Here is a 2,470-nt window from a genome sequence, read left to right on the forward strand (position 1 = left end):
TCGGCGTCCTCGCCGCCATCATCGAGCGCCAGGCCTCCGGGCGAGGCCAGGTGATCGACGCCGCCATCGTCGACGGGGTTTCGGTGCTCGGCCAGATGATCTGGGCGCTGCGTGGCATCGGCTTGTGGAACGACGAGCGTGGCACCAACATGCTCGACACCGGTGCGCCCTACTACGACACGTATGAAACCGCCGACGCAAGGTTCGTCGCGGTCGGCGCCATGGAACCGCAGTTCTACGCCGAATTGCTCACCGGTCTCGGCCTGTCCGATCGGGCCAACCTGCCCGACCGCGACGACGTCACGCAGTGGGAGTCCTTGCGGGAGACCTTCACCGAGGCGTTCAAGACCCGAACCCGCGAGGAATGGGCAGAGGTGTTCGACGGCACCGATGCCTGTGTGACGCCGGTGTTGACGTTCGCCGAGGCTGCAGCCGACCCGCACATGACGGCCCGTCGTTCCCTTGCCGTGATCGATGGTGTCCTTCAGGCGTCGGTGGCCCCGCGGTTCTCCCGAACGGTGCCCCCTCCCCCAGAGGGTCCTGCTCGGAGGGCAACCGATCCGAACGTGGTGTGGAAGGACTGACTTCGGCCTTTGCGAAACCATGAAAACAATGTTGTTCTAATACCTGACCCGAAGGCGCCTCGCCATTCGGGTCAGAGAGGTGGTTGTCATGGCATGGGACTTCTGCGCAGACCCGGAGTTTCAACCCACGCTCGACTGGGTTCGGATCTTCGTCGACGAGGAGGTGCGTCCGATCGAACCGCTGCTGCCGTATCTGTCGCCGTCCCAGGCCAGGGACCTGTTGGATCCCCTCAAGAACCGGGTCCGCGATCGAGGGTTGTGGGCTGCGCATCTACCGAAGGACATGGGTGGCAATGGCTTCGGGCAGTTGCCCCTGGCGCAGATGAATCTCATTACCGGGCGGGTGGGCCTGGCGATGGAGGTGTTCGGGAACATGGCGCCGGACTCCGGCAACGCCGAGTTGATCGCCGAGGGCGGCAGCGAGGCGCAGAAGGACCGCTGGCTGTGGCCCAACCTTCGCGGCGACATCCGCAGCGCGTTCGCCATCACCGAGCCGTGGGTGTCGGGCACCGATCCCACGCAGATCGAGTCGACCGGAGTCCTCGAGGGTGATGAGTGGGTGCTCAACGGCCGCAAGTGGATGATCACCAACGCCTCCATCGCCGACTTCATCATCTTCATGGTGCTCACCGAGCCGGAGGCTCCGGTGCATCTGCGGTGCTCGATGATTGTGGTGGAGAGAGACACTCCGGGGTTGACGATCTTGCGGGACATCCCGTCGATGCACGACCCGGACGTCACATTCGGTCAGATCGGCAACCACGCCGAGGTCGTGTTGGACAATGTGCGCGTGCCAACCGACCATCTGATCGGCCCACGAGGTCACGGGTTCGTGCTGTCGCAGGTCCGGCTGGGCCCGGGCCGGTTGCATCACGCGACGCGGTGGCTCGCCGAGGCCGAACGCGCCTTCGACATGATGGCCGAGCGGGCACAGTCACGGTCGTCGTTCGGCAAGAGCTACACCCGCCACCAGATGGTGCAGGAGTACGTCGCCGACTCCCGTATCGAGCTGGAGACCGCGAAACTGCTGACCCTGCGAGCGGCGTGGAAGTTCGACCGAGAAGGCAACCGGGCGGCCCGCAGTGACATCGCCATGTGCAAGGTATACAACGCGCAGGTATTGCACAACGTGGTGGACCGTGCTTTGCAGGTGCATGGATCGCTCGGTTATAGCGGCGACATGCCGCTGGAGTTGATGTACCGGATGGCGCGGATGGCCAGCCTCGTCGACGGCGCCAACGAAGTGCACAAGGTGAGTGTCGCCAAGAGTGAACTAGCGCGCTACGGGGCCGTCGAGGGCTGGCCGAGTGAACACGTCCCCACCCGACTGGCGGCGGCCCGCGCACGGTTCGCCCATCTTCTGGAGGCCACCGCGTGAACCGCACCGCCGCAGCGTTCGACGTCCCACGTTTCACCGAGTGGCTGGGGCAGGTGACGGGCGAGCCCGCCGAGGTGACGGTGACACCGATGACCGGGGGAGCCAGCTGTGAGATGTTCCTCGTCGGGCGACTGGACCGGTCCTGGGTGGTGCGTCGAGCGCCGCTGACGTCGGTGTCGGGAACGGCACATCACGTGGTCCGGGAAGCCCGGGTGATCGAGGCGTTGGCCGATTCGGCGGTGCCGGTCCCGACGATCCTCGCCGTTGGGGAGGATCCCGCGATCCTCGGTGCGCCCTTCTTCGTGATGTCCTTCGTCGACGGCGACGTGGTGCGCCGCAACGGATTACCCGAAAGCCTCGCCATGCAGCCCGATTCGCACCATGCCGTGGGGGAGGGGCTGATCGACACCCTGGTGGGTCTTCACGACGTCGACTGGCGGTCCACCCCGCTGGCGGGGTTGTCCCACCCGGAGCGTTTCCTGGACCGCCAAGTCGACCGGTGGATGAC

General features: G+C 65.7%; 3 protein-coding genes. All 3 read left to right on the forward strand.

Annotated elements, in window-relative coordinates; all coding sequences use genetic code 11:
* Window positions 1-584, forward strand: a 584-nt coding sequence (locus ACRDUX_RS03655) for a CoA transferase (protein WP_526411114.1), incomplete at its 5' end; no start/stop codon positions are given.
* Window positions 585-672: 88 nt separating this feature from the next.
* On the forward strand, window positions 673-1,962 hold the full coding sequence (locus ACRDUX_RS03660) for an acyl-CoA dehydrogenase family protein (RefSeq protein ID WP_526411116.1): 1,290 nt from the start codon (window positions 673-675) through the stop codon (window positions 1,960-1,962).
* Window positions 1,959-2,470, forward strand: a 512-nt coding sequence (locus tag ACRDUX_RS03665; RefSeq protein ID WP_526411118.1) for a phosphotransferase family protein, incomplete at its 3' end; no start/stop codon positions are given. The genes ACRDUX_RS03660 and ACRDUX_RS03665, both read left to right, overlap by 4 nt.

Source organism: Mycobacterium sp., from assembly GCF_050701675.1.
In the GTDB taxonomy this organism is placed as follows: domain Bacteria; phylum Actinomycetota; class Actinomycetes; order Mycobacteriales; family Mycobacteriaceae; genus Mycobacterium.